Genomic DNA, 20,470 nt, shown 5'->3' with positions numbered 1-20,470 from the left:
ATCTCATTGATTTACAGCATTTAATATACTTAAAATCCATGAGAAAAACAAGTTAAATATTTGATAATCAGATATTTATATCAACATATTAACACCCATAAAATGAAAAAGTCGGAAGATTTATTCTTCCGACCATCACTGAGATTTAATCCGGCCCTTTTTATTATTGATCATTATCAAAATTATTGATTATTAATCGATTTAATCATCCTGCCGGAATGATTAAAATATACGGTCTCCATATCAACAGAACCGGCATTTTCATAGGCCGACATGTTTCCATTGTCGTTATCCAGAGTTAACAGAAGCATATCCATATTGGGCATTTGCAAGCTTTTTACCTGGTCGAGATGATAGCTGGCATAGGTGCTATTTCTCAGTTCGTCGCGCATTTCAGGGGTCAGGTGTTTAAAAACATGCCTGTATATGGTGAGCGTACTTACCCAATCGCCATCTTTTGCATAAGTGGCTTCGCAATCCCGTTTATCCATAACAAATGAAGCTACATATTGGCCATTTTCCATTTTCCAGTTTTTCAACTGTACTTGTGGGAATTTTTGAGAAAAAGCAGTTCTTACATTTTGTGGCACAGTAACATTTTGTGCAAAAGCCATGGTTGACATTACTCCCATCATCAGCATAAGAACAATGACATTTATTTTTAAAGTTTTCATGATTTTAGTTTTTAAATAAATAATAAATAGCATACCGGGAGATAGAATATTTTATACTCCGTTTTTATCACAAAAATTAAAATCAAATGCGTAGAACCCGGTTAGATAAGTAGGAAAAATGATGATTTGACCTAAACTGATAAGCGAAATAGTTATCGGTTTTTATGAAGGATATCTGGTCAAATTTGATAAAGTTTGAAGCAAAAGTTGCCAAAAGCTGCTTACCGGATTGATCAGACTTTTTACTTTCATTGATCAGGCACCGGTCTGTGCGGATAAGATTGAATATATACTCAGTGTTCTTCTTTAATGCCAGGTTGCGATCACTACCGCCCTGATGAAAATGCGGAGCAAAAAACAGGTGGGTGACGACGATAAAAAGGTATACCGCCACCAGTGAAAATGTGCGGAAATCAAAGTGCCGGTGTTGAGCTCCCCGTTTCATCGATTATCCTATCCAATATAACAATTTTTAGCGAGAAAGTTTAATAAATGGCGGGATTTTAATCAAAAACTAATCTTAAAGTTAGTATAGTTAAGATTGTATTTATATCCTAGCTTTATCGCAAATCTTACCGCAATGATATTCTTTTGCTGTTGCCTCGCTATATGTGTAATTACAATTGGTTTAAACATCCTTTTGCTGGTTGGTTACAGCAGAATTCAATCACTAAAATCACAACCTATCATTGAAAATGAACCATCCGTCGCCATTATAATTCCTGTGCGCGACGAAGAGGAAGATCTTGAGCAAGCCTTGCAAAGCGTCTGCAACCTGAATTACAACAATTACCGCAATGTAGTAGTAAACGATCGTTCAACTGACCGTACAGGCGAAATATTGGAGAAATTTAAAGTACGCTACCCCCGGCTAGCTGTAGTAACTGTTACTGCCCTGCCGGAAGGTTGGCTTGGAAAAAATAATGCCTTGTATGAAGGCTATAAACGTAGCAGCGAAGAATGGATGCTTTTTACGGATGCTGATATTAAATTTCATCCGGATATGCTGGGCCGGGTGATGAGCTATGCAGTTGGTCAAAAACTGGATCATTTGTGTGTATTACCAGAGGTTAAGTCCAGATCAACGCTTTTTAACAGTGTGCTGGCTACGTTCACTATTATGCTGATGATCCACCTGAAACCCTGGGATGCCATAAAGCCGAAATCAAAAGCCTATGTGGGCATTGGTGCATTCAATATGGTGAGGCGCGATGCGTATGAAAAAAGCGGGACACACGAGCGGATTAAACTAAGGTCGGATGACGACCTGCGACTGGGCCTGCAGATCAAGCAAGCGGGATTGCGCCAGGATGTGTTGACAGGCATGGGCTATGTACAATTGGAGTGGTACAAAAATCTGCGACAATTCAGCAATGGCTTACTGAAAAATGCAATGGCCCCTTCGGATTATAATATGGTAAAGGCAATTGGCGGTATTATATTTATGCTGATATCTGTCGCCCTACCTATGCCGGTGATGTTCATTTTCGGCTCAACTGCTATCCGGTTAATGGCAGGATTAATGTTACTATTTCATATTATCTACATGATAGCTGTGCCACCGAATAAATGGTGGTATGCATTGATGATTCCTTTTGCCGGCTTTTTTATTGCATTTTCATTCCTGAGGGCCCTTATCAAAACAGTTAAACAAGGCGGAATTTACTGGCGGGATAGTTTTTATTCACTGGAGATGTTGAGAAAGCAAGGTTGAGCCAGTGTTCACGGTGTTCATGAGCGTTCACGAGTTCATAAGCGTTCATGTGCGTGTGAACGAACACTGACGACCAATTTATAAAGCTTTTATATAATCCAGAAACAGGTATAGCGCTTTCTTTTTATCCTCAGTTAAGGTAAAATCCAGTTTATGCATCAGATAGTCTTCCAGGTCAAAGTCATAGCGTTGTGGCAATTCTTTTAATAATTCCGGGCGATGATCGAGGCCATATTTGAGCGAGATATTAAACTGTTCCACAAACTCCTGCGGGATGGGTTTATTGGATATCCATGCGGCAAACATAAATGGCAGACCTGTCATTTTTTGCCATTCTTCCGCCAGGTCGTATACGTATTTAAATTGTTGCTTTTTGCCAAAGGTACGGTCGCCTATTTGGACAAAAGCTGTATGCGGGTCAGAAGATTGGGCGTAATCAGGCGCATTTACAATCTGTTCAGGGGCTACCTTCCAGAAGTTTTTCATCAGCACCTTAGCCAGGTTGTTTGAGCTGCGTGATTGCGGATCAAGCTGGATAGTTTTTACTTCGTGAATATCGCAATTGCTGAAAATGAATACCGAATTAACCGGGCCATTGGCGCCGATGCAATAATCTGATACTATATGCCATTCAGGAAGATTTAATGCGGCAGCAACAGGTATCAGTCCGATATCTACTTTATCATCAATGAGTTTCTGGGCGCAGTCAGATGGAATATCGAGGCTCAGATCGATCTGATCGATTATTGAAGTATGTTGAATTCCGTATATAAATGGTTTGGTATTGGTATAGCTAACAGCAGATATTCTGATCTTTTTCACAGGTGGGTAAAAATTCTAATTTCTAAATTCTAAACTCTATCTTAAACTCTAAACACTAACTTCTAAATTCTAAACTTGAACTTGCCCTCAAATCCGAAATCGAAATTCCGCATTCCGAAATCATTTCAAATGTTGTGCGTTGTTAAAATCGACGATCTCATATTTGGAACCGTTCCAGGTTATTTTATATAACACCAGATTTTGATGCGGGAAGTTTTCCATTTCGGTAAGAGGAAAATTCTGTAAAACGCAAAGCAATAGGCGCATAGCCCGACCATGCATACAAATAAGCACAGTTTTTTCTTCAGGGTGACTCATAATCACCTTCATGGCTTCTAACTGCCTTGCCTTAACCTCATTAGGGCTTTCACCGCCTTCAAATTTACTGTCAAGTTTACCATCAAGCCAGTCGCGCATTAATTTCATAAAGGCGGCTTTGTTTTCAGGCGTGCTTGGCTGTCCTTCCAAAACACCCCATGCCAACTCGTCTAAGCCAGACAATTTTTCAAAAGGAATGCCGTCGTCAATAAATGGCTGGATACTTTGTTGTGTGCGTTTTAACTCAGAAATGTAGATCTTATCAAAAGGAACACTCTTATACGCCTCATGAAACAGCTGAGCCTGGTGGCGACCTTCTTCGTTAAGATCCGTGTTGCGTCCGCGCCCTTGCACAATACCCTGTTTGTTCAGGTCTGTCTGTCCGTGGCGAACGATATATAAAGTTTTTAGTATGCTCATTGGTTCATTTGTCATTAGTTCATTGGTCTTTCATGTTGATGACGCATCAAACCAATAATCACTTTAATTTCTATTTTATCATTATACCAATCTAACATACAAATGAACTAATGAACCAGTGAACTAATAAACTAATTAATAACCGGCAGCTTATAAAATTGTGGTTTTACTTCGTCGGGGAACTCAAAATCGGTATAGTCGGTCACTACATTATATAGCGTGTCGCGCTCGATTGGTTTCCGGCCAACTTGCTTAATCAGATCAACCAATTGCTTGGTGCTCATACCCGGATGCTGCTCTTCTGCGCCAGCCATTGAATATATTTTGGTGGTATCATCCAATGTTCCGTCTATATCATCCACTCCGAAATTCAATGATAACTGTGCCGTGTTGCGACTGATCATTGCCCAGTAAGCTTTGATATGATCAAAATTATCCAGGTAAATACGCGCGATGGCGTAATTACGCAAATCCTCAATTACAGTTGTTTCCGGAACATGCGACATCTGGTTATCCTGGTTACGGAATTTTAATGGAATAAAAGTCTGGAAACCACCTGTACGATCTTGTAATTGCCGCAACCGTTCCATATGATCTACCCGGTGCCAGAATTTTTCGATATGACCGTAAAGCATGGTTGCATTAGAGCGCATACCTAATTTATGCCACTCTTCATGTATTTCGAGCCACTGATCAGCAGTACATTTATCCTTGCAAATTTGATCACGAATTTCCTCATGGAAAATCTCGGCTCCGCCACCAGGTATTGATTCCAGACCAGCGTCCTTCATCATCTTCATACCTGTTGCATAATCAATTTTGGCTTTTTTGAAGATGTAATGGTATTCAACCGGGGTCAATGCCTTGACGTGCAGATTTGGACGATGCGCTTTTATTTTGCTGAATAATTCTGTATAAAATGGTACATCATATTGCGGTAAAACCCCTCCTACTATGTGCACCTCGGTCACAGGCTCATCGTCATATTTTTTTACCATGTTCAGCATATCTTCCATGGTATACTCCCAGCCTTCTGAGCGTTGTTTGATCAGCCGTGAATAAGAACAGAACTTACAATCGTAAACACAAAGGTTGGTTGGCTCGATATGAAAGTTACGGTTGAAGTAGGTATTATCGCCGTGTTTTTTCTCGCGGATATAATTCGCCAGTACTCCTAAATATCCCAATTCCCCTTTTTCGTAAAGCAAAACGCCTTCATCAAACGTGATGCGCTCTCCATCCAATACCTTTTGCGCAATGTGCTTTAAATCAGCAGAAAGATCAGGATCCTGCAATAACAAGTGTAAATTATTTCCGGCTTCCATTGAAAAAACTTTGCTGCAAAAATAGGAAATGTTAATGTAAAGCGTGTGTAAACATTAATTTACTGGTCACAAAAGTTTAAGTTTGCCATCATGAAAATCGAGACTACAGCTATCCACGCAGGCAATCATAATGACGAATCGTCCAAAGCCGTAATTCAGCCTATCACCATGTCGACCACATTTGTTCGTGAGGCAGATGGCTCATTTCCTGCGGGATATATCTATAGCCGGTCAAGCAACCCAAACCGTACGGCTCTCCAGAATGTACTGGCTAAACTGGAAGGCGGTGTTGATGCGGCAGCTTTTTCTTCGGGCAATGCAGCTGGCATGTCGGTTTTTCAAACTTTAAAACCGGGCACACATATAATAGGCCCGGATGATATGTATCATGGTTTACGTAACCAGATCAAAACACTTTTTGCGGATATACTGGAATTCGATTTTGTTGATATCAATGATCCGGCAGTTTTAACTGCGTATATTAAACCAAACACTGGTCTGATTTGGGTGGAAACGCCATCGAACCCGTTATTAAAGATCACTGACATTAAAGCAATAGTAGCAACTGCTCATAAACATAATATAAAAGTAGTTTGCGATAATACCTTTGCCACTCCTATCGGGCAACAGCCTTTGGCTTTGGGTGCTGATATCGTAATGCATTCTTCTACCAAATATTTCGGTGGCCACAGCGATTTGATGGGCGGCGCGTTAATTACCGCTGAGAAAAACGAATGGTGGACAAAGATTCGCCAGGTGCAGGAAATGGGCGGCGCAATCCCCTCGCCTATGGATTGCTATTATTTAACCCGGAGCATCAAAACGCTGCCTTACCGGGTTAAAGGTCATGTTCATAATGCACAGCTATTAGCTGAATACCTTGAAAATCACCCCAAAGTTGAGCGGGTGATGTACCCTGGGCTATTATCTCACCCACAACATGCCACCGCAAAAGAGCAAATGCTCAACTTTGGCGGCATGCTGTCATTTTGTGTCAAAGGTGGTTCAGATGAAGCTCGTAAAGTGGTTAATAAGCTAAAAATATTTACTCAGGCTACCAGCCTGGGTGGCGTAGAGAGTTTGATAGAACACCGCGCATCCGTTGAAGGCCCTGATACCAAAACACCGCATAATTTGCTCCGTGTTTCTGTGGGTCTTGAGCATATTGATGATCTGATAGAAGATCTTGCACTAGCCCTCAATTAAGGCTAAAGGGAAAAGGTGAAAGGCCAAAGGTTACTTCCGGATTTGGCCTTTCACCTTTCGCCTCTATGCTTTCACCTCTTCAACAGATTTTCTGAAATATTGCATAGCCTCTTTACCTATCGCCCTTCTCAGAATACCGATTTGGCCAATGTGGTATGACTGATGATCATTAATAAATGCCCATAACCCGGCTAGTGTATTATCAAAAGGCGCAATTGGATGCCTGGTTTCGATAACAGCATTTAATGCTTCTTCAGGAAGATTAGCCAAACCTATTCGTATAGCCGGTGAAGTTTCATTCCATTTATCTCTGATCTGTTCAATGGTTGGGAATTCGCCTTTAGGCATTCTTCTCTCTTCTTCGGTTGAACCCTGGATGGTTAAAAAATGGGCTGTCCATGGAATTTCTACTTGTGCGCCGCTTATGCGAACCAGGTTTCTCTGTGCCCATAAAAGATGACCGGCGAGCCATTTAATGCTATTTAATGGTTCAATGATACAGGTATTAGCTTCATCATCATTGATGTTATCGATGACATTATTGAACAATACATCATGCAGATCGTACTGTGCTAAGAGTTGTTTTTTGGTTGACATGGCTTTTGTTTTTTAATCAAAGTTAGATGCAAAATATGCCGCCAATGAGGTGTAAATACGCCAACTTAAGTGTCCTTTGCGCCAATTTTAAGCAGGAAGCTTAAAGGAAAAAGCATAAAGAAAGGCAGCTTTGGTCTTTCTGCTTTCAGCTTTTAGCTAATAAAATAAAATTTAATTTGGAGATATAGCCTTTTATAAGCTATGTTTGCAACATTATTTGGTAGCAATACCCCGATCATTACCTCTTCAAACAGGTTTTGATTTATAAAGAAGCGGCGACGAGATCAGGCTCAAAGACCCGCTGGCAACCCTCCAGGGTGGAGAAGGTGCCAAATCCTGGCCCGGAGAATGGATCTCCGGGAGATATAAATTAATAACCATGAAAAAATTAATTAAAACCTCACTCCAGCAATCTCTTTGTTCCCACAGGAACCAATTGTCAATTTCTTACAGCTGCTCCGAAGGCTGCATGTGTATGTGTTACTGTTGTTAATCCGTATCGCCGAGTTAATCCAATTCATGCGTATTCAACAACGGTAAAGTATCTTCTTTACCAAAACCAAAAACTAAGAATTACTACAAACAAGAATTTACTTACACATTAAAATTTTACTACTATGTCAACATTAAAATTTGAAACACTGCAACTGCACGCCGGACAAGAAGCTGATCCGACAACGGGTTCACGGGCTGTGCCTATCTATCAAACCAGTTCATTTGTTTTTAGAAGCGCTGAGCACGGTGCAAACCTGTTCGCTCTAAAAGAATTCGGGAACATCTACACCCGCATCATGAACCCCACCACCGATGTGTTTGAAAAACGCGTCGCTGCACTGGAGGGCGGTGTAGCTGCTTTGGCTACCGGTTCGGGACAGGCTGCACAGTTCCTGGCTTTAAACAACATTTTACAGCCGGGCGAAAACTTTGTTACCTCACCCTATTTGTATGGAGGTACTTACAACCAATTTAAGGTGTCGTTTAAGCGTATTGGGATAGATGCCCGGTTTGCTGAAAATGATAGCGCTGAGGCCATAGAAAAACACATCGACGACAAGACCAAAGCCATTTATGTTGAAACAATGGGAAATCCTGAGTTCAACATTCCTGACTTTGAAAAAGTTGCTGCATTAGCTAAAAAGCATGATTTGCCATTGATTGTAGATAATACTTTCGGCGCTGCGGGTTATCTGTTCCGTCCGCTGGAACATGGTGCTCATGTGGTGGTTCAATCAGCTACTAAATGGATCGGCGGACATGGTACCAGCATAGGTGGTGTAATTGTGGATGGAGGTAATTATAACTGGGGTAATGGCAAATTTCCGCAATTCAGCACTCCATCAGAAGGTTATCATGGATTAGTATTTTCAGATGTATTTGGTGTGAATGGCCCTTTCGGTAATATCCAGTTCATCATTCGTGCACGTGTTGAAGGTCTGCGTGATTTTGGGCCATCGGCATCTCCATTCAATTCATTCCTATTTATACAAGGGCTTGAAACGCTTTCATTACGTGTACAACGTCATGTAGATAATGCATTGGAACTGGCTAAATGGCTCGAGGCACATCCGCAGGTAGCAAAAGTGAATTATCCGGGATTGGAATCATCACCTTACCATGCCCTGGCTAAAAAATATTTAAAGAATGGCTATGGCGCAGTTTTGTCTTTCGAGGTAAAAGGCAATAAGGAATTAGCCGGAAAGCTGATCGATAATTTACAATTAGTAAGTCACCTGGCAAACCTGGGCGACGCTAAAACACTGATCATACAGCCATCGGCAACTACGCATCAACAACTTTCGGATGAAGAGCAGTTAGCTGCAGGTGTTACACCAAATTCATTGCGTGTTGCTGTGGGTATTGAACATATTGATGATATAAAAGCAGATTTTGAACAGGCATTTGCCAAAATTAAACAGGGCGAACCTGAATATAGCCTGAACTAATCCTCTCCCCTTTGGGGAGAGTTAGAGAGGGGCAGTTTTTTAGTTTTTTAAGTGAAATAGAAAGTTATTACGGAATGTGGCTGATTGGTTCAGCCGCATCCGCAGTAGCGAATGAACAGAATGAGCAGACAGACTTATACACACCCGCAAACATTCAAGCTCGAATCGGGCAAGAAGTTGGAGGGACTTGAAATAGGTTTCCATACCTATGGACGATTGAATAAGGAGCGGGACAACGTGGTGTGGGTATGCCATGCCCTAACCGCAAATTCCGATGTTTTTGACTGGTGGAAAGGATTGTTTGGAGCAAACGATTATTTTAATCCGGAAGAATACTTTATTGTATGCGCCAATATCCTGGGGTCAAACTACGGTACTACCAATCCATTAAGTGAGAACCCGGTAACTAGTCAGCCGTATTATCTGTCGTTCCCCGACATTACCGTTCGGGATATGGTGAATGCCCACCGGTTACTAGCCGATCACCTTGGTATAAACGATGTTAAAATTCTGCTAGGTGGTTCCTTGGGTGGGCAACAAGCTTTGGAATGGTCGATTATCGAACCAAACCGAATCAAGAATGTGATCCTGATTGCTACCAATGCACGCCACTCACCATGGGGAATTGCCTTTAATGAATCACAACGCTTAGCTATTGCTGCAGACAGAAGCTTTTATGCTAACAAGCCTGATGGTGGCGCAAAAGGACTGAAAGCTGCGCGTAGTATTGCGCTGCTCTCCTATCGTAGTTATAAAGCCTATTCCATTACCCAGCAAGAAGATAACGATAAAAAGACCGATGAGTTTAAAGCATCGTCCTACCAAAACTATCAGGGTGAGAAGCTAGTGAAACGCTACAATGCTTACAGTTATTGGTATTTGACAAAAGTGATGGACTCACACAATGTAGGTCGTAGCAGGCATGGTGTTGATAAGGCACTGAGTCTGATCAAAGCAAAAACGTTGGTGATCGGTATTAAATCCGACGTATTATTTCCGATTGAGGAGCAACAATACCTATTCAATCATATACCCAAAGCTGCTTTTGCCGAGTTTGATTCATTTTACGGGCACGATGGCTTTTTGATCGAAACAGAAGTATTAACCAATATCATCACTTCATTTTTTAAAACAGACGTTAAAGGAAAAATTATAGAACTGCAACAATCCGCATAATGAGTAAAAAGTTAACTATCGGTCTTTTTGGCTTTGGCGTAGTAGGCCAGGGTCTTCATGATATTATAAAGACCAAAAATCTGAACATTGAAATTGTTAAAATTTGTATAAAAGACGGGAGCAAACAACGTAGTCTTCCGTCTCATTTATTTACTACTGACAAAGACGAACTGCTTGACAACCCGGAGATCAACACTGTTGTTGAGTTGATCAATGAAACTGAACCAGCTTTCGAGATCGTTTCAAAGGCATTGAGAACCGGTAAGAATGTGGTCTCAGCCAGCAAGAAAATGATCGCCACGCATTTGAGCGAACTACTCGAATTGCAGCATGAATACGGCACTTCGTTGCTTTATGAAGGCGCTGTTTGTGGTAGTATCCCGATCATACGTAACCTGGAGGAGTATTATGATAACGAACTGCTGCATTCGATCTGCGGTATTTTCAATGGATCATCTAACTATATTCTGTCAAAAGGATTTATTGAAGGGCTGGATTACGCAGCCGCTTTAAAGCAAGCACAAGACTTGGGTTTTGCTGAAACCGACCCGACCATGGATGTTGGCGGTTACGATGCAAAATTTAAATTGGTAATTGCGGCAGCACACGCTTATGGCGTTGTAGTAAAACCGGAAGAAGTTTTCAATATCGGTATTCAAACGCTTTCAGCTTATGATCTGCAATATGCACGGGAAAAGAATCTGAAAATCAAATTAGTTCCTGTAGCAAAAGAGTTAGATGATAAACACGTAGCATTATTCGTTTTGCCGAAATTCGTAACAGAAAGCGAATTCCTGTACAATGTGGAATATGAATATAATGGCGTTATCGTGCAAGCTGCCTTTGCTGATCAGCAATTCTTTTTTGGTAAAGGAGCTGGTGGCCACCCAACAGGTTCGGCGGTATTGTCGGATATAGCAGCATTGCGTTATGACTATCAATATGAATACAAAAAGGCTAAGTCTAAGAAGGATTTAAACTTTACCAATGATATTGAGCTTAACATCTATTTACGTTATGAAGACGATGACCTGGTAGAAGCTTTGGGTTTTGAATACATTCATGAACGCTATCTGTCAGGCAATTATAAATTTGTTATCGGAAAGATCAACCTCCAAAAACTGATCGACAATCAGCATCGTATATTAAACGAAAGGGCTTTCATAGCCTTTGCCGATCAGCTAAAAGGGGTCAGTTTAGCCCCGGCAAAAAAACAGGCAGAGGAAGTGTTGCAATAAACATTTCGCTGTTTATGAATAAAGGCTTCCAATTGGAAGCCTTTATTTTTTGTATGTATGTGTCTAATTAGGGGCTGTGTTATATGGCTCTGTCAATGTCCCATTGTTCCAGGTAATCGGCCACACGGCGCAGGAATGAACCGCCCAATGCGCCATCTACAACACGATGGTCGTACGACATTGACAGGAACATCATATGCCTGATCGCGATCACATCACCTTGTTTTGTTTCAATAACGGCCGGTTTCTTTTTAATAGTACCAATAGCCAATATAGCTACCTGCGGTTGATTGATAATAGGCGTACCCATCACATTGCCAAATGAACCTACATTGGTAATGGTAAAAGTGCCGTCTTTTACATCATCAGGCTGGAGTTTATTGTTACGTGCACGATTAGCCAGGTCGTTTACTGATTTGGTCAACCCTGCCAGGTTCAGCTTATCTGCATTTTTGATAACCGGAACAATCAGGTTACCGCTTGGCAAAGCAGTAGCCATACCAATGTTTACATCAGCTTTTTTGATGATCTGGTAACCATTAACAGATACATTGACCATCGGCATATCTTTTATCGCCCTTACCACCGCTTCAATAAATATCGGTGTAAAGGTGATCTTCTCCCCTTCTTTTTTCTCGAACGCACCTTTAATCTTCTCACGCCATAACACCAGATTAGTTACATCAGCTTCCACAAATGAAGTAACGTGCGGCGAGGTATGCTTGCTCATCACCATGTGATCGGCGATCAGTCTGCGCATCCTGTCCATTTCAATGATCTCATCTCTGCCTGATGCCGAAGTTGCAGGAACAGTAAACGGCTTATCTTCAAATATGGGTTCAGGCACTTTATAAGCAGGAGCTTCAACTTTAGGTTGATGAGCTTCCTGTACAGGCGGAGTATATGAGCCTGGTTGCGGTTCGGTTTTCTTATCTATCGATGCCGGGTTTTGCAGGTAATTCAGTAGATCATCTTTAGTTAAACGTCCTTCTGCGCCGGTACCCGGTATCTTGTCCAGTTCTTCAACGCTAATGCCTTCCTGCGCGGCAATATTTTTCACCAATGGTGAATAGAATCGGCCTGAGCCTTTGCTTTCTTCTGCTTGCTCAACTTCCAGTTGATCCAAACCAGGGATTTGTTCAGAAATCACCGGTTCGTTAGGTGCTTCCTCGGGTATATTGATCTCTGGTTGTTCTGCAACTGCTGCAGGAGCCTCTTCTACTTCATTACCACCTTCTGTTTCAATAATGGCGATTACTGCGCCTACCTGCACTACCTCATTTTCGCTGCAAAGCTGTTGTATCAGTTTTCCTGAAACCGGTGAAGGGACTTCAGAATCCACCTTATCGGTAGCAATTTCCATTACCGCCTCATCCATTTCAATATAATCGCCTGTATTTTTATTCCATTTGATTATGGTAGCTTCGGCAACGCTTTCGCCCATTTTTGGCAGTAACAGTTGGTATCTGGCCATATAGAGTTATATAAAAGTTGGTCAAAATTAGTTATTAGTTTTTAAATTCCTCAAGCAATAAGTACAGCATATTTAGTGCAGCAATAGCCGTTCTTTCTATATTCTGCATGCGTTTGTTACCAAACTGGAATTTCTTTGTAATCGTTTTTTGCGCATTAGCCACTCCTATCCAAACCGTCCCGACCGGCTTTTCAGGAGTGCCACCATCCGGTCCTGCTATACCCGTTACAGCAACAGCATAGTCCGATTTAAAATTTAACAAAGCTCCCTGCACCATTTCAGTCACCGTCTCCTGGCTCACTGCGCCATATTGCCACAATGTCTCATTTTTTACTCCGAGGATGCTTTCTTTCAGCTCATAAGAGTAAGAAACCGCTCCACCGAAAAACACTTTTGATGAGCCCGCATGCTGGGTGATTAAATGCGCTATATATCCACCAGTACAACTTTCTGCGGTTGATAGTGTAAGCTCCCTTTCAGCCATACAATTTAATATAGCCTTTTCAAGTGGGATATCTTCCTGCGCTACCACAGACCTTCCAATGCGTTCAACTAGCCTTTTAGCAAATGATTCAACTTCACTTTTTAACAGAGTATCATCCTCGCCATACCCGCTTAAACGCAAACGTACTTGTCCGAGTTTGGGTAAGTATGCTAATTTTATATAGAATGGCAGATCGTTTTCAATATCAGCTATTTTTTCTGCAAGGTATGATTCCCCTTCCCCTACTGTCAGAATAGTTTTATGAATGATAAATGGAAGATTAAAAGTTGCTTTAAGCTTTGGTATCACCGACTCCTCCATCATATAAATCATCTCATGAGGCACACCCGGCATCGACATGTATACTTTGCCCTTGTGATTAAACCACATTCCCGGTGCTGTGCCATTTGCATTTAATAGGACTTCACAATTTTCGGGAACAAGCGCCTGCTGCCTGTTTACATCCAGCAACTTTTCTGATACTCCGCGTAACCGCCTGAAAATATTCTCGACATTCTGCAAAGCATCTTTATTTTCGATCAATCCGACACCGAAATATTCAGCTAGCGTTTTCTTAGTGATATCATCTTTTGTAGGGCCCAGGCCGCCGGTGATCAGGATAATATCTGCTCTTCCTTGAGCTTCAGCAAGTGCGTTAAGGATATGTTGTCTATCATCCGACACCGATGATATTTGTTTTACCTGTACACCTATTGCATTCAGTTTCTGCGCAATAAATGCCGAGTTGGTATCGACGATCTGTCCAATCAATATCTCATCGCCGATGGTAATTATTTCAGCTAACATTTCGCAAAGTAAGCAATTTTATAGATTCGGATTGTAATACTGATTGCTGGTGTAATCACTTCGCTTGGTCAGCTTCAAATCCTGTAAAATTGTTGCCTTCACACGGAGGGTCACATTGTATGATTTATAGTATCCGAAAGGCAGCCATTGCATGGATAGATCCCAGCAATGCAAATCGCGATAGATTCCAAAGGATGTGGCACTGCTCAGCTTATTTGCTCTTAAGTCGTAGTTCGTGGTGTATTGCACTTTCCATTTCGGCGTAATACTTACGTCGCCACTTAACTGCACGGTATTCGATACAAAAGTAGATGTATAAGAATTATTATAACTAAAGCTATAATTAAGCGATAGGTTCCATGGTACATTAAAATCCACGTAAGCACTTGGGTCGCTATTCAGCAATGCCAGTTTGGCGGCTTGCTCCGGATTCATATTTTGCAATGTATTTGGTGGGGGCTGTTGTGCATTTTGTGGTTTAAATACTGCGGGGTTCAAGCTTGCGCTTCCGGATATGGAGAATGACGTTAGGGTCGGGAATTTACCATCCTGAAAAGAATAACGATTAACCTGTACTTTATACGGTCTAATGACATTACCGCCAATAGAGTCTCGTACTTGTGTTACATAAGGATCCAGCGTTCCACTAATCGAGATATTCAGCTTTTGCTTAAATAAGGCAGTGTGCCCAGAGAACTGGATAGCCGAAAGTTTAAACGAGTCTGCCGCAAAGTTGTAAAAAGTAGAAATGTTAAAGCCTTCAAGTATTTTTATTTTTCTATCCGTTCCGGATGTATCCGTACTCTTGGCTCGCATCTTAGCCTCGATATTGTTATCTATGGTCAGGCCCAACCCTGCGGTTTTACCCGCCGTCGGCCCTCCGTATACCGCATTCTGAAAGATGGAATATTTCTGATAACTGATTGGATAAGGTATGGTTGCAGAGCTGATGGCATATTGGTAATAACCAAAAGACGGATCAGAAAAATCCGGGTGATAACTGAAGCTCAACGAAGGCGTAGCCACATACCTGATGGCCTTTAAGTTGCTGTTTTTGAAAGTAAGTGTACTGTATATTTTCGTCGACAAAGAAGCACCCAAAGTATATTGCCCGGCACGTTTGAATCCAGCCAGTGTATCAAAAACCAACGAGTCGCGGCCGGGGACGCTGCCCCTGGCAAAATGCTCACTGTAATGTTGTAAATACCACCATTCCTGGTAGTTGACGTTAGCGCTGAACTGGAAGTATTTAAATAAATTCTGGTTAAAGCTGATAGGAATGTTATGTTGAAAACCGTTTTGAAAACGTTTTTTCAATGTCTCACTTGTAAAAAGTTCAGCTTCTGGTACAGCACTTACCTTATTGGTTCCCTGTAAACTATATCCCACAGTAATCTTTTGATACCATTTTTGAGGTCCAACCCTTTCTTTAGAATCAAAAGGACTTATTGTGGCCATATTGAAGTTAAACGTCGGAAATTCAAGTGTTACCGTTTTATTAACCAGATCCTGGCTTTGCGAAAGGTTCACGGTAAGATTGAATGGCGTACCGGCCCAGGTTTTACCATAAGCAATACTTGAACGCAAAGAGCTTGAAGTAAGGTTGTTCAGGTTATAACCTTCAGTAGCCGGGTTATGCTGGAAGAACCCGGATGTACCTGCATTAACTGATGCACTAAAAGTAGTTCCGGGATGCGCGTTAGGGTTAGTGCTATGCGACCAGTCGATATGGAAATCCTTATTCGCAGGGTCACCAGGTAAGCCATAGTTGGTAGAGCTGTAACTTAGAGACACTGTACCCGAATACTTATACCGGTCTAAATACCTTGCAGAAGTATTTACTTCATAAGATCCTTTTGAATATAGTGTTCCTGTATTGGTCAGGTCGATATAATCATTCAGCGCCAGGTAATAGCCAAAGTTTCTTAAGTAAAAGCCCAGTTTCTGATCTTCACCAAATGTTGGAATAATCACACCTGATGACTTTGAATCCGGTTTTGGAAAAAATCCAAACGGAATAGCCAACGGTAAAGGTATACCTTCGATCTCAAGAAAGGCTGGGCCAGATATGATCCTGTTTTTTTCTCCGATACCTTTTGTGATCACTATACCAAAATGCGTTTCGGGATAAGGAAGACTACAGGTACTAAAGATTATATTACGGTATGCCGCCTCGGTTTCATTTAATTTCTTTACCTGGCCGCCTGTGATAAAGTTGCCGTCTTGCTCTGACGACGCATTATATATCTTTCCCTTTTTTGTTTCGTAATGAAAATATAAAGAGTCAGAGATCGTCGGCTTATCTTTTCCCTGCTTGAAAATCGGCCGGCCAATGTACCTTTTTGTAAGCGGATCTATCACGCCACTGGAAAATATAACTTTATTTTTCTGATCGACCCTTATAAAGTCGGCATCGAGCTCAAAGTCTTCGTAAGTAACGCGCGCCCTGCCGTACAGGTATAAAATCTGATGGGTATCATCATATCTTGTAGAATCTTCGGCGTGTGCTGTAACAATTGACTTCAAACCACCGTTCTTTTTAGTGGTATCGTTTTGCGCTGCTGATGCTTTTGCACCCTTGGGTTGTTTTTTGTTATTTCTGAGAAGTTTTTTATCGCGGACGGTATCCAGCTTAATAATAGTATCTGTAACCGGTTTATAGCTTCTGAAATTACTAACCTTTGCAGATGCTATTACGTTTACCGTTGAAATAATTACAAGCAGAAAAAACAGGCTTACGAATTTCAAAATTGAATATGAATAGTATTTTTGCAGGTATAGTTAACAGCGTTCAAAAATAATGAAAATTAAGGCATTGAAAAGATTCATTTACGGTTTATTGGCATTTCTCATTCCGTTACCTTTAATCTCCTTTAGATCAGTTACTCCCATAAAAAATATCCCCACCGATAGTACATTTAAACTCAGGACTATCATTGTTGATGCAGGTCATGGTGTGCGTCCTCCGGGTGCGGTAGGACACTTTTCACCAGGTGCATCCGGTTCGTATTCCAATGAGAGAGATGTAACGCTTTCGATAGCTAAAAAATTGCAGGATGCGATCGAAAAAGAGCTTACAGGCGTAAAAGTGGTGCTTACCCGTAAAACGGAAGAAGACGTGTCATGGCAACACCGTGCTGACATTGCCAATGAAAACAGGGGCGATTTATTTATCTCGTTGCACTGTAATTCACTGGCACCAAGACGTATCAGGGAGGTAGTTGGCCATAAACACCATAAACCTGTTTACAGAACTGTAGAAGTGCCCGACCGTTCTGGGAAAGGCGTGTTAATGCTGGTGTATGGTTTCCATCGTACTAAGGAAGAGGAAAATGCAATAAAAAATACGCAAATAGAAGAAGATTCCGACATGAATCAAACCAGCGCTGATGCCAATGATCCGCTGACCATGATCCTGATCAACGACTATAAAACTAAATTCCGCAAGCAAAGTATTCACCTTGCCAACCTGATAAACAACGAGTTTGTTGAAGACGGCAGACGCAGCGAAGGTATCCGCGAGCAAGGGGTTCTGGTATTATGCCACAGCGCAATGCCTGCGGTATTGGTTGAAACCGGCTATATTAATAACCCCGATGATGAGGCATTCCTGAATTCAGAAAATGGGCAGCAGGAAGTTGTTGATGCGATTATAAGGGCACTGAAAAGTTATAAAGACGAGATAGAACAAGTAGCAAAATAATTGTTGTTAGATTTGAGACATGAGATTTGAGATATGAGATAAGGGTACAGAAGAGAAGATAAAATTTCTCATTTCAATAAATCAACCTTATTTTGCATCTCACGTCTCAAATCTCATATCTAAAATCTGCACTATGAAAATATCAAACGAAACCAAAATAGGCATATTAACTGCGTTGGGGATTACCATCCTGATACTAACTTACAGTTATCTTCGTGGCAATGACGTTTTTTCCAACACTAATAAGTTTTATGCTATTTACGATAGCGTTGAAGGTCTTTCGGTATCCAAGCCGGTGCTGGTGAATGGTTTCCCTATAGGCCGGGTTTCAAAAATGGATTTGCGGCCCGATGGTAAAACAGTTGTTCAGTTCAAAATTGAACCTAAATACAACATTCCCAATAATACACTCGCCAAACTGGTAAGTACTGACCTGTTGGGCACAAAAGCTATTGTGTTCGAAATGGGTAACAGCAAAGTTTATGCTGAGGACCAGGATACCTTGAAAGCTGATATACAAGGAAGCCTGGCACAAAGCCTGCAACCAATACAGAAAAAAGCTGAGCACCTGATCAATAAATTGGATTCATCATTGGCTGCAGTTAATAAAATCCTCAATCCGGACTTTCAGAAAAATGTCGACAGGAGCTTTTTGAGTATTGCCAACTCTCTTCAAACTTTAGAAGGTACTACAAAGAAAATTGATGCGCTTGTTGCAGCACAGAACGGTCATATCAATGGGATAATGGCAAATGCTGAGGATGTTTCAGCTAATCTTAAAACAAGCACATCACATCTGAATGCTATTGCTACCAATGCAGAAACTTTGAGCCACGATATGGCTAATGGTAATATTAAACAGACATTGGATAACGCCAATAAAGCTGTGGCCGATCTTCAGGCTGCAATCAACAAGATCAATAGTGGTCAGGGTTCTATAGGTTTGTTATTGAATGATGATAAACTATATAAGAACCTAAATGATGCTTCTGCCAATCTGAACGCGTTATTTATAGACCTGAAGGCTCATCCTAAACGCTACGTCAGCTTCTCAGTATTTGGCGGAGGGAAAAAAGATAAGTAAATGTGCAAATGCGCAGATGAGAAAATGTGCAGATGTGTTTGATGTAAGAATGAAGTCATCTGCAAATGAATTATTTAATAAAAGCTTTATCATTTGCACATCTGCACATCCTCGCATTTGCACATCAACCTCTACTCAATTATAAACGTCTTTCCTTCCACAGCTAGTTCCGTTTCGGGAAAAACACTCATAGCTTCATCTAAAAGCTCGGTTAACGTTTTATAGCGGGCCGAGAAATGCCCGATCAGTAGTTTTTTGGCGCCGGTCTTTAATGCCACCTCTCCTGCCTGTAATGCGGTGGTGTGGAATGTGCTTTGCGCCCTGTCAAGCATGTTATTCAGAAAGGTCGCTTCATGATAAAGCAGATCGACATTGCTTATCTGTTCAAAATAACTTTCATCATAAATTGTATCCGAACAGTAAGCATAGCTCTTGGGCTCTTTGGGGTTATTTGTTATCTCCCAGTTTTTATAAACAGTACCATCAGGGGCAATGTAGTCTGCTCCCTTCTTTATCTCGGAGAATTGATTAACAGGAATATTCAGCTCAATGATCTTTTCCTTGATGATTTTTTTGAGCCGCTTCTTTTGCTTGAATAAAAAGCCAGTGGTTGCAATCCGGTGATCGAGCGGAATAGTCTCTACAGTAATATCTGTAGTTTCGAGTATTAACTCAGGTTGATCAGTATGGGTGGCAATAAATTCGAGCGGATATTGTAAAGTAGTATCCGAATATTTTAATTGCAGGTCGATGATTTCCATTAACTCAGGCGGTCCAAATAACTTCAGTGTCTTTGTGCGCCCGTTTAGGTGCATAGATGACAACAACCCAACCAAGCCCAGGTAATGATCGCCATGCAGGTGACTGATAAAAATATGGTCAATACGACTGGCCTTAACATCAAAGCGCAGCATTTGTTGTTGCGTGCCTTCGCCGCAATCAATCAAATATAAACGCTCATTAATGTTTAGTACCTGTGCCGACGGGTTTCTGTTGTAGATTGGAGTTGCCGAACTGCTGCCAAGTATTGTTACCTCAAACTTCATATCGGGTAAACAATATTGGGCTTTATTTTGCTTCCTTCTTTAACTGCTTTTCTACTTCTTCCATGAAAACAAGGTCGATCGCTTCTTCGGTAGTAGGAACAATAGAAAGTACGGAGTCAAGCTGGGATATTGCGATCAAACGAGCTACGGCATCATTTAAGCCGGAAAGAATAAAAACACCTGATGCATTTTTGCATAAACGGTGGCCAACTAATAAGCTGCTCAAGCCTGATGAGTCAGCAAATTTTATCTGCGAAAGGTCCATGATGATATTTCTCTGCCCTTCAGTATTGATCAGAATCAATTCAGATTTTAGTTGCGGAGTTACCAACGAATTCAGTTTGGATTCGTTCAACTTCAGCAAAACATATTTATCGTGCTTATCAACAGTAAATTTCATCTTGTGTTAATTATGCTACTAAGATATAATTTTTTTACA

General features: G+C 41.2%; 18 protein-coding genes and 1 riboswitch. Of the genes, 7 read left to right on the top strand and 11 right to left on the bottom strand.

Annotated elements, in window-relative coordinates:
• Positions 1–182 precede the first annotated feature (182 nt).
• Positions 183–674 (bottom strand): hypothetical protein, encoded by a 492-nt coding sequence (locus VIM89_RS16475; protein WP_488157271.1) that lies wholly within the window; start codon positions 672–674, stop codon positions 183–185.
• Positions 675–756: 82 nt separating this feature from the next.
• Complete coding sequence (locus VIM89_RS16470; RefSeq protein WP_488157270.1) at positions 757–1,119, bottom strand: hypothetical protein; 363 nt, start codon at positions 1,117–1,119, stop codon at positions 757–759.
• 135 nt (positions 1,120–1,254) lie between these two features.
• Here VIM89_RS16470 and VIM89_RS16465 point away from each other — a divergent pair, with 135 nt between their 5' ends.
• Positions 1,255–2,388 (top strand): glycosyltransferase family 2 protein, encoded by a 1,134-nt coding sequence (locus VIM89_RS16465; RefSeq protein ID WP_488157269.1) that lies wholly within the window; start codon positions 1,255–1,257, stop codon positions 2,386–2,388.
• Between the two features lie 78 nt (positions 2,389–2,466).
• Here the strand turns inward: VIM89_RS16465 and VIM89_RS16460 are convergent, their stop codons facing one another.
• The 3 genes from VIM89_RS16460 to mqnE all read right to left on the bottom strand — a co-directional run bounded on the left by VIM89_RS16460 (position 2,467) and on the right by mqnE (position 5,273).
• Complete coding sequence (locus tag VIM89_RS16460; protein ID WP_488157268.1) at positions 2,467–3,210, bottom strand: menaquinone biosynthetic enzyme MqnA/MqnD family protein; 744 nt, start codon at positions 3,208–3,210, stop codon at positions 2,467–2,469.
• 120 nt (positions 3,211–3,330) lie between these two features.
• Positions 3,331–3,948, bottom strand: a complete 618-nt coding sequence (locus tag VIM89_RS16455) for a histidine phosphatase family protein (protein WP_488157267.1) — start codon at positions 3,946–3,948, stop codon at positions 3,331–3,333.
• Between the two features lie 131 nt (positions 3,949–4,079).
• Entirely contained in the window at positions 4,080–5,273 is a 1,194-nt protein-coding gene (gene mqnE, locus VIM89_RS16450) for an aminofutalosine synthase MqnE (protein ID WP_488157266.1), read from the bottom strand.
• 90 nt (positions 5,274–5,363) lie between these two features.
• Here mqnE and VIM89_RS16445 point away from each other — a divergent pair, with 90 nt between their 5' ends.
• Positions 5,364–6,479, top strand: a complete 1,116-nt coding sequence (locus VIM89_RS16445) for a trans-sulfuration enzyme family protein (protein ID WP_488157265.1) — start codon at positions 5,364–5,366, stop codon at positions 6,477–6,479.
• Between the two features lie 63 nt (positions 6,480–6,542).
• On the opposite strand, the gene VIM89_RS16440 is transcribed toward VIM89_RS16445, so the two are convergent.
• A complete protein-coding gene (locus VIM89_RS16440; protein ID WP_488157264.1) occupies positions 6,543–7,076 on the bottom strand; it encodes a DinB family protein in 534 nt (177 codons plus the stop codon).
• Between the two features lie 259 nt (positions 7,077–7,335).
• Positions 7,336–7,448, top strand: a riboswitch (SAM riboswitch).
• A 245-nt stretch (positions 7,449–7,693) separates the two neighbouring features.
• Between VIM89_RS16440 and VIM89_RS16435 the strand changes: the two genes are divergently transcribed.
• The 3 genes from VIM89_RS16435 (at position 7,694) to VIM89_RS16425 (ending at position 11,433) form a co-directional block, all read left to right on the top strand.
• Positions 7,694–9,019 (top strand): O-acetylhomoserine aminocarboxypropyltransferase/cysteine synthase family protein, encoded by a 1,326-nt coding sequence (locus VIM89_RS16435; RefSeq protein ID WP_488157263.1) that lies wholly within the window; start codon positions 7,694–7,696, stop codon positions 9,017–9,019.
• Positions 9,020–9,139: 120 nt separating this feature from the next.
• Positions 9,140–10,195 carry a homoserine O-acetyltransferase family protein gene (locus tag VIM89_RS16430; protein ID WP_488157262.1) on the top strand — a complete coding sequence of 352 codons (1,056 nt, stop codon included), beginning with the start codon at positions 9,140–9,142 and terminating at the stop codon, positions 10,193–10,195.
• Positions 10,195–11,433 (top strand): homoserine dehydrogenase, encoded by a 1,239-nt coding sequence (locus VIM89_RS16425; protein WP_488157261.1) that lies wholly within the window; start codon positions 10,195–10,197, stop codon positions 11,431–11,433. The genes VIM89_RS16430 and VIM89_RS16425 overlap by 1 nt, the downstream gene beginning before the upstream one ends.
• Before the next feature lie 79 nt (positions 11,434–11,512).
• Here the strand turns inward: VIM89_RS16425 and VIM89_RS16420 are convergent, their stop codons facing one another.
• The 3 genes from VIM89_RS16420 to VIM89_RS16410 are packed head-to-tail and all read right to left on the bottom strand — an operon-like array spanning position 11,513 to position 16,946.
• Positions 11,513–12,907 (bottom strand): dihydrolipoamide acetyltransferase family protein, encoded by a 1,395-nt coding sequence (locus VIM89_RS16420; protein WP_488157260.1) that lies wholly within the window; start codon positions 12,905–12,907, stop codon positions 11,513–11,515.
• A gap of 34 nt (positions 12,908–12,941) precedes the next feature.
• Positions 12,942–14,198, bottom strand: a complete 1,257-nt coding sequence (locus VIM89_RS16415; RefSeq protein WP_488157259.1) for a competence/damage-inducible protein A — start codon at positions 14,196–14,198, stop codon at positions 12,942–12,944.
• A gap of 18 nt (positions 14,199–14,216) precedes the next feature.
• The gene (locus VIM89_RS16410) at positions 14,217–16,946 is read right to left on the bottom strand and encodes a putative LPS assembly protein LptD (RefSeq protein ID WP_488157258.1); all 2,730 of its coding nucleotides are present in this window, start codon (positions 16,944–16,946) and stop codon (positions 14,217–14,219) included.
• A gap of 52 nt (positions 16,947–16,998) precedes the next feature.
• Here VIM89_RS16410 and VIM89_RS16405 point away from each other — a divergent pair, with 52 nt between their 5' ends.
• Entirely contained in the window at positions 16,999–17,901 is a 903-nt protein-coding gene (locus tag VIM89_RS16405; protein ID WP_488157257.1) for an N-acetylmuramoyl-L-alanine amidase family protein, read from the top strand.
• Positions 17,902–18,034: 133 nt separating this feature from the next.
• A complete protein-coding gene (locus VIM89_RS16400) occupies positions 18,035–18,985 on the top strand; it encodes an MlaD family protein (protein WP_488157256.1) in 951 nt (316 codons plus the stop codon).
• Between the two features lie 131 nt (positions 18,986–19,116).
• Here the strand turns inward: VIM89_RS16400 and VIM89_RS16395 are convergent, their stop codons facing one another.
• Entirely contained in the window at positions 19,117–20,031 is a 915-nt protein-coding gene (locus tag VIM89_RS16395) for a ribonuclease Z (RefSeq protein WP_488157255.1), read from the bottom strand.
• Positions 20,032–20,053: 22 nt separating this feature from the next.
• Positions 20,054–20,431, bottom strand: coding sequence for an STAS domain-containing protein (locus tag VIM89_RS16390; protein WP_302899804.1), 378 nt, complete (start codon positions 20,429–20,431; stop codon positions 20,054–20,056).
• Between the last annotated feature and the right edge of the window lie 39 nt (positions 20,432–20,470).

Origin of the sequence: Mucilaginibacter sp. (assembly GCF_036568825.1) — a bacterium.
In the GTDB taxonomy this organism is placed as follows: Bacteria; Bacteroidota; Bacteroidia; order Sphingobacteriales; family Sphingobacteriaceae; genus Mucilaginibacter.
Note: the sequence above shows the minus strand (reverse complement) of the source record. Positions and strands in the feature narration are given on the sequence as shown.

Coding starts and splice junctions, on each gene's coding strand:
- VIM89_RS16420 (WP_488157260.1), bottom strand. CDS start 12,907: ATGGCCAGATACCAACTGTTACTGCCAAAAATGGGCGAAAGCGTTGCC.
- VIM89_RS16470 (WP_488157270.1), bottom strand. CDS start 1,119: ATGAAACGGGGAGCTCAACACCGGCACTTTGATTTCCGCACATTTTCA.
- VIM89_RS16405 (WP_488157257.1), top strand. CDS start 16,999: ATGAAAATTAAGGCATTGAAAAGATTCATTTACGGTTTATTGGCATTT.
- VIM89_RS16430 (WP_488157262.1), top strand. CDS start 9,140: ATGAGCAGACAGACTTATACACACCCGCAAACATTCAAGCTCGAATCG.
- VIM89_RS16440 (WP_488157264.1), bottom strand. CDS start 7,076: ATGTCAACCAAAAAACAACTCTTAGCACAGTACGATCTGCATGATGTA.
- VIM89_RS16455 (WP_488157267.1), bottom strand. CDS start 3,948: ATGAGCATACTAAAAACTTTATATATCGTTCGCCACGGACAGACAGAC.
- VIM89_RS16400 (WP_488157256.1), top strand. CDS start 18,035: ATGAAAATATCAAACGAAACCAAAATAGGCATATTAACTGCGTTGGGG.
- VIM89_RS16445 (WP_488157265.1), top strand. CDS start 5,364: ATGAAAATCGAGACTACAGCTATCCACGCAGGCAATCATAATGACGAA.
- mqnE (WP_488157266.1), bottom strand. CDS start 5,273: ATGGAAGCCGGAAATAATTTACACTTGTTATTGCAGGATCCTGATCTT.
- VIM89_RS16435 (WP_488157263.1), top strand. CDS start 7,694: ATGTCAACATTAAAATTTGAAACACTGCAACTGCACGCCGGACAAGAA.
- VIM89_RS16390 (WP_302899804.1), bottom strand. CDS start 20,431: ATGAAATTTACTGTTGATAAGCACGATAAATATGTTTTGCTGAAGTTG.
- VIM89_RS16475 (WP_488157271.1), bottom strand. CDS start 674: ATGAAAACTTTAAAAATAAATGTCATTGTTCTTATGCTGATGATGGGA.
- VIM89_RS16395 (WP_488157255.1), bottom strand. CDS start 20,031: ATGAAGTTTGAGGTAACAATACTTGGCAGCAGTTCGGCAACTCCAATC.
- VIM89_RS16425 (WP_488157261.1), top strand. CDS start 10,195: ATGAGTAAAAAGTTAACTATCGGTCTTTTTGGCTTTGGCGTAGTAGGC.
- VIM89_RS16415 (WP_488157259.1), bottom strand. CDS start 14,198: ATGTTAGCTGAAATAATTACCATCGGCGATGAGATATTGATTGGACAG.
- VIM89_RS16465 (WP_488157269.1), top strand. CDS start 1,255: ATGATATTCTTTTGCTGTTGCCTCGCTATATGTGTAATTACAATTGGT.